Below are 6,378 nucleotides of genomic sequence, written 5' to 3' on the forward strand. Positions count from 1 at the left end.
TATTGAGGAGAGTTCCTTTGTCTGAACCTGTTGCACAACCTGCCAGTGCTATTGATGCTTTGCAACAAGGCGGTGTAATTGTATATCCAACCGAAGCTGTATTTGGTCTTGGTTGCGATCCTGATGATCAAGCTGCGGTTGAAAAGCTATTAGCTATTAAACAGCGCCCAGTTGAAAAAGGCTTAATTTTAATTGCTGATAACTATGGTCAGTTATTAAAATATGTTGATGATGCCAAAATCCCAATGGATAAGCGTGCAGATATATTCTCGCAATGGCCAGGTGCGATTACCTGGGTGATGCCAGCAGCAAAAGAAACGCCAAAGTGGTTAACAGGTCAGTTTGATACTATTGCGGTACGTGTAACTGACCATCCAACAGTAAAAGCCCTGTGCCAACAATTTGGTAAACCGCTTGTTTCTACAAGTGCAAATTTAACTGGCCAGCCTACAGTTATGAGTATTGAACAGGCAAAAGCAGAGTTTACTGATATGGTTGACTTCTACGTAGATGAGCCCCTCGGCGGTAACACTCAACCAAGCGTGATCAAAGACGCAGCGACCGGCAAAGTATTTAGAGGATAAACATGCAAAGCGAGCTACTCGAACAAGTTAAAACCTATTTAATGGCCTTACAAGACACAATTTGTCAGGGCCTCGAAAGTGCCGATGGCAAAGCAAAGTTTGTTGAAGATAATTGGCAACGTGCAGAAGGCGGTGGTGGCCGTACTCGTGTTATCCAAGGTGGCAATGTCATTGAACAGGGCGGGGTAAATTATTCGCATGTGTTTGGTGCTTCAATGCCAGCCTCTGCAACAGCACATCGTCCTGAGCTCGCTGGTCGTAGTTTTCATGCGTGTGGTGTGTCATTAGTGATCCACCCTAATAACCCTCATATTCCGACTAGCCATGCCAACGTACGATTCTTCATTGCCGAAAAAGAAGGCGAAGAGCCAATTTGGTGGTTTGGTGGCGGTTTTGATTTAACCCCTTATTACCCTGTATTTGAAGATGTACGACACTGGCATCAGGTGGCAAGCGATTTATGTCAGCCATTTGGTACAGAGGTTTATGACAAATATAAAACGTGGTGTGATGATTACTTTTATTTAAAACACCGTGGTGAAACTCGTGGTGTTGGTGGCTTATTCTTTGATGATTTAAATGAGCTTGGCTTTGAGCAAAGCTTTGCCTTTATGCAAGCGGTAGGAAATGGTTATTTAGATGCTTACCTACCCATTATTGAGCGCCGCAAAGACACACCAAAAACTGAGCAACAACGCGACTTCCAACTGTATCGTCGTGGTCGTTATGTTGAGTTTAACCTTGTTTGGGACCGCGGAACATTATTTGGCTTACAAACCGGTGGACGTACTGAGTCTATCTTAATGTCGATGCCGCCATTGGCACGTTGGGAATATAACTATGTACCAGCTGCAGACAGCCCTGAGGCTAAGCTGTATCAGTACTATTTACGCCCACAAGATTGGTTAAATACGCAAGAGTCAGACCTAGTTGCACGCCAGTGGCAGCTTTAATCAAATATTGAAACCACTCTAATCAACATTGTGTTGTCACCTTCGACGAGGGTGACGACCCGTTCGCTACTTGGCAGCTCTGGCAATACGCTAAATAACACCTCAGCTTTTAAAATCTCTAACTCTTCTTTAGGAGTATTGATGGGAGCACTGATTTGCGTTAGACATTGGTTTATATCACAGGCATAAAAGTCGAGTTTTACTTCATAATACTCTGGATGCTGAATAAGCTTTTCAAAACCATCAACAATGCTTTGTTCATGTTTATCACTGAGTGATGTTTTACCCTGACTAAGCAGTGATTGAGCAATCTCTTGAATATCATCATGATAAATATATTCATCAATAGTGCTTATTTGAACTGAGGAATCGTTTACGCTGTGCTGATAGGTAAACAGTAGTGCCGCAATAACCCCAATGCAGACTAAAAGAGTTGTTATAAATTTCATTTAAACATCCTTATTTACTATGAAATATTCATAACAACTCTAGCAGTTGCATGAAAAACTCGCAATTTAGCTTAATTTAAAGCGTCTCACTTGTTCATCCAGTGAGCGTGCTAACGACAACAGCTCTTCACTGACCTTTTGGTTTTCATGCGCATCAACCAATGAATGCTCGGCATTATCACTGATTGCAATAACGCTTTGGTTAATTTCTTCAGCTGCAAGGTTCTGCTGTTCAGTGGCATCAGCAATTTGTACGTTAAGTTGGTTTATCTCGCTCATTTGTGAAGAAATATCACGTAATGCTTTTGCTACCTGCTTAACTTGAACTGCTCTCTCGTCTGCTTCTTCACAAGAGTTATTCATCGTATTAACGGTTTGCGCAGCTTCACTTTGCAGTTTGTCGATAGTGCGGCGAATTTCATCCGTTGAGTCATGAGTACGAGTTGCAAGAGTGCGCACTTCGTCAGCTACCACAGCAAAGCCTCGGCCAGCTTCACCAGCACGAGCCGCCTCAATCGCAGCATTAAGTGCAAGTAAGTTAGTTTGTTCGGCAATGCTACTGATCACCTCAAGTACTTTGCCAACGTCTAGCGTTTGGGTTTGTAGTTGAGTTACTTGATCAGCTGCCGCTCTCACATCAGCCGCAAGTTGATTAATACTTTGCTCTGTATGCTCAGCAACGTGTAAGCTTTGCTGTGCAAGCTGATTACTGTGCTCAGACTTCTCAGACGCAAAATGTGTCGTATTTTTAACTTCGCTTGATGAGCTTTCGAGCTCATTAATGGCAGCTGCTACTGAGTCTGTACCTTGCTTTTGCTTTAAAATCGCCTGTTCTGTTGCATCCGCGGAGGCATAAATGCTTTCGGCAGAGTGGATCAACACCTTAGAAGAATGGGAAACTTGGGCAATATTATCTTTAAATGCACCAATCATGTGATTAAAGCTGGTGGCAAGTGAACTAAGCTCGTCGCTATTGTTGTCATCAATTTTTAGGCTTAGGTCTTTATTGGTCGTTGCCAAATGCATGGTATGGCTAATGACTTTTAAGCGTTTGATAAATATTTTTCTAAACATCACCGCCAGCAGTGTAAATGCAGTAATGAAAATCGCCGTTAATAGCAGCGTGTTCATTAACGTGTTTTTTGAAACTTCTTGTTCAATATCAGCCAACGAATAACTAATTTTTACTACACCTAATACATCACCTTCTTGTGCTTGGTGACACCCCAAACAGTTAGTACCTTTATAGTCACTTCTGGCAAACATCGGTTTAAGGTAAGTCATCGTGCTTGTATCTTGGTCAATAAAAAGTGCTTCATTGCCTGTTAATGCTTGACGCTCAGCATCATTCACAGCTACTTGGTTTGCATTACCGGGGCCATAAATTTTATTAACGATCGGACTACGTATGATATGGGCATCTTCAATATTAGGGTGGCTTCTTAATTTAGTACTCAGAATTTCGCGGTTAGCCATAGTGCCAGTCAGCATCATGGTATTAATGGAGTCAAAGTAATTATCGGCAAGCAGCTTTATGTTATTTTCAACAGTATCTTGTGCTAATTCATGTTGTTGCTGGGCGCTACTAAATATACTGGCAAATAAAACCAATAGCCCGGTTACAGCCAGCAAGGCATAAATTTTAAATTGGATAGACTTCATTCAACGACGCTTTTTCTAAATTAAGGAAATTTTATTATCTTTATTTAGAAAAAGCGTACATTGATATAGCGCAAAGCTTAGTTAATTTTGATTAATCATATGGCTGGCGAGTTGCGATAACGATTGTCTTAACCCTTCGCGAAGTAGTGGGTTATCAATTTCGATATCGAGCGTTTTATTCATGCAATGCATCCATTGATCACGTAAGTCTTGATCAATAGGGAAAGGCATGTGACGCTTTCTGAGCATTGGGTGACCATATTTTTCAACGAATAGGTCCGGGCCGCCCAGCCAGCCCGATAAAAACTCAAAGAATACTTGGCGAATTCTATCTAAAGGTTGAGGATGCATATCATATAATGGTTTGGCGTATTCATCTGTGGCCATTATGTCGTAAAATCGGTTTGCAATTGCTCGAGCGCCAGCTTCACCGCCAATAATTTCGTAAGGTGTTTTCTCTGGGGTAGGCGTTTCAGGCGTTGGTTTCGATTTAGAAAAAAGTCGTTTAATCATAATATTAATAAAGCTCAACAGGGCGAAGAGGTTGCTTCACTATGGATAAATACGCGGTTTTTGGAAATCCAATCAAACATTCGAAATCACCCGCAATACACGCACAATTTGCTGCATCATTAAACGAGCAAATACAATACAGCGCCATTTTAGCACCAACAGATGCATTTGAAAAAACTGTCGCTGAGTTTTTCGCTGCCGGTGGTAAAGGGGCTAATGTTACATTGCCATTTAAAGAGCAGGCGTTTGCCATGGTCGATGAACTCACAGAGCAAGCGAAAATTGCTGGGGCAGTCAACACTATTAAGCAACTCGAAGATGGTAGCCTACTTGGCGATAACACAGATGGTGTAGGGCTTGTTAAAGACCTTTTAGCCAATAATGTCACCTTAAAAGGTCAGCGAGTACTGCTTATTGGAGCAGGCGGTGCGGCGCGCGGTGTTATTCAACCATTATTGAATGAGCAAATCGAAAGCTTAACAATAGCAAACCGTACCGCTGAAAAGGCGCAGGCGCTAGCGAGTCATTTTAATGGTGAAATAGATGTGCAGGGCTTTGGTTTAAATGATATCCCAGCAAACAACTATGATGTGGTTATTAATTCTACTTCAAGCAGTGTAACGGGAGACTTGCCAGGTATAGCAGAAGAGTACGTTGCTAAGTGTCAGTGTGCTTACGATATGTTTTACGCCAATGATGATACCGCATTTATTAGTTGGGTTAAGTCTATTAACTCGGCATGTCTAACACTCGATGGTTGTGGCATGCTGGTTGGTCAAGCGGCACAAGCTTATTTTGTATGGCGCAATAAAATGCCAGAAATCATACCCGTTGTTACCGCGCTAAAAGCAGGAGAAATTGCGTGAATCAAGCTATCCAATTTATCGACCGACTCGAATTTAAGCCAGAAAAAAAGCAATTGGTGTTTTTTGCCCAAGTCAGTGGTTTGATGGTGGAGTGTGTTATTGATACCAGCAAGTATGATTTTGCCGATCAAAGCAGCGCGGTTAATTACTTTGAATCTTATCGTTTCGATTACGAAGAGCTCGCCGAGCAACTGATCGACGATGAGCAGTATAACTCGGCAGGACAAATCGAATTAACAGAGGTGTTTTAGCTCTCAGCTAAGTATTCATCTTTAAGTTGAACATAATTATCAGCAGAGATTTTTAAAAAGGCGCGCTCTTGCTCTGTTAAAGGGCGAGCCTGTTTAACCGGGCTACCTACATAAAGGTAACCTGACTCTAAACGCTTATTAGGTGGTACTAATGAACCACCACCAATGATCACATCATCTTCAACAATTGCGTTGTCCATCACAATCGCACCCATGCCAACAAGTATACGATTACCAAGTTGGCAGCCGTGTAGCATTACTTTATGACCAACAGTGACATCATCACCAATAATAAGCGGGTAACCATCGGGGTTTGACTTAGAGGCACGAGTTAAATGTAAAACACTGCCGTCTTGAATGTTCGTACGTTCACCAATACGTATATAGTTAACATCACCACGGGCAGCAACGAGAGGCCAAACACTTGAATCCTTGCCAAGCGAAATATCACCCACTAAAACTGATGACTCATCAATATAAACACTATTATCGTATGTCGGAGTGATCCCTTTATAAGAACGGATAGTCATAAATTCACCTTTGATTTTTAAAATGCGCTCAGTCTAGTGTAACAGCGGCGCAAATAAATACACCAAAACAGACCTAAATTGACTGTAAAACACTCAGTTTTAGGGGGTTTAGTTCAAAAGCTGAGCGAACAGTGCGTTTTTTTAAATTTTATTGAAAAAAGTGCTTGCGTAAAAAATCCATCTCCCTATAATGCGAACCCACTGACACGGCGGACAGCAACGAAAGGCGCTGAACAACGTAGCAGAGAGTTAAGTGAAACTTCGGTTTCAAATTATCGAAAGAAAGTTTGAAATTAAGTATTGACTCGAAAAATTAAGGATGTATTATACGCATCCCTGGAGACAACGTCGAAACGTTCTTTAACAATATAAAGCAATCATCTGTGTGGGCACTCGTACAGATTGAGTTCTAACAGCGAAGCTTAGTTTACTAAGTGACGCAAACAAATTTAGAGTCTCAATTTCTTATGAGTGACTATATAGTCAATTTATACAGAATTCATTGAGCACGAAACTTCGGTTTCAAAAAACTTTTAATTGAAGAGTTTGATCATGGCTCAGATTGAACGC

General features: G+C 41.5%; 8 protein-coding genes. 4 read left to right on the top strand and 4 right to left on the bottom strand.

Features of this window, described 5'->3' with window-relative positions; translation table 11 throughout:
• The first annotated feature begins 17 nt into the window (after positions 1 to 17).
• Both QL229_RS17675 and hemF read left to right on the top strand, forming a co-directional pair.
• Entirely contained in the window at positions 18 to 584 is a 567-nt protein-coding gene (locus tag QL229_RS17675; RefSeq protein WP_135923107.1) for an L-threonylcarbamoyladenylate synthase, read from the top strand.
• 2 nt (positions 585 to 586) lie between these two features.
• Complete coding sequence (gene hemF, locus QL229_RS17680) at positions 587 to 1,537, top strand: oxygen-dependent coproporphyrinogen oxidase (protein WP_281547246.1); 951 nt, start codon at positions 587 to 589, stop codon at positions 1,535 to 1,537.
• On the opposite strand, the gene QL229_RS17685 is transcribed toward hemF, so the two are convergent.
• The 3 genes from QL229_RS17685 to QL229_RS17695 form a co-directional block, all read right to left on the bottom strand.
• Complete coding sequence (locus QL229_RS17685) at positions 1,534 to 1,986, bottom strand: hypothetical protein (RefSeq protein WP_138556861.1); 453 nt, start codon at positions 1,984 to 1,986, stop codon at positions 1,534 to 1,536. The two genes, hemF and QL229_RS17685, sit on opposite strands and share 4 nt — an antisense overlap.
• Positions 1,987 to 2,052: 66 nt before the next feature.
• The gene (locus QL229_RS17690) at positions 2,053 to 3,648 is read right to left on the bottom strand and encodes a methyl-accepting chemotaxis protein (protein WP_253039935.1); all 1,596 of its coding nucleotides are present in this window, start codon (positions 3,646 to 3,648) and stop codon (positions 2,053 to 2,055) included.
• A gap of 81 nt (positions 3,649 to 3,729) precedes the next feature.
• Entirely contained in the window at positions 3,730 to 4,161 is a 432-nt protein-coding gene (locus QL229_RS17695) for a group II truncated hemoglobin (protein WP_054554758.1), read from the bottom strand.
• A gap of 41 nt (positions 4,162 to 4,202) precedes the next feature.
• Here QL229_RS17695 and aroE point away from each other — a divergent pair, with 41 nt between their 5' ends.
• Together aroE and QL229_RS17705 are read left to right on the top strand one after the other, a co-directional pair.
• The gene (gene aroE, locus QL229_RS17700; protein WP_135923110.1) at positions 4,203 to 5,027 is read left to right on the top strand and encodes a shikimate dehydrogenase; all 825 of its coding nucleotides are present in this window, start codon (positions 4,203 to 4,205) and stop codon (positions 5,025 to 5,027) included.
• A complete protein-coding gene (locus QL229_RS17705) occupies positions 5,024 to 5,278 on the top strand; it encodes a DUF1488 domain-containing protein (RefSeq protein ID WP_138556859.1) in 255 nt (84 codons plus the stop codon). Before aroE ends, QL229_RS17705 begins: the two co-directional genes overlap by 4 nt.
• Here QL229_RS17705 and QL229_RS17710 read toward each other — a convergent pair.
• Positions 5,275 to 5,808, bottom strand: coding sequence for a gamma carbonic anhydrase family protein (locus QL229_RS17710; protein WP_281547247.1), 534 nt, complete (start codon positions 5,806 to 5,808; stop codon positions 5,275 to 5,277). The two genes, QL229_RS17705 and QL229_RS17710, sit on opposite strands and share 4 nt — an antisense overlap.
• Positions 5,809 to 6,378 lie beyond the last annotated feature (570 nt).

Source organism: Pseudoalteromonas sp. PAR1, from assembly GCF_947311895.1.
Taxonomy (GTDB): Bacteria; Pseudomonadota; Gammaproteobacteria; order Enterobacterales; family Alteromonadaceae; genus Pseudoalteromonas; species Pseudoalteromonas lipolytica_C.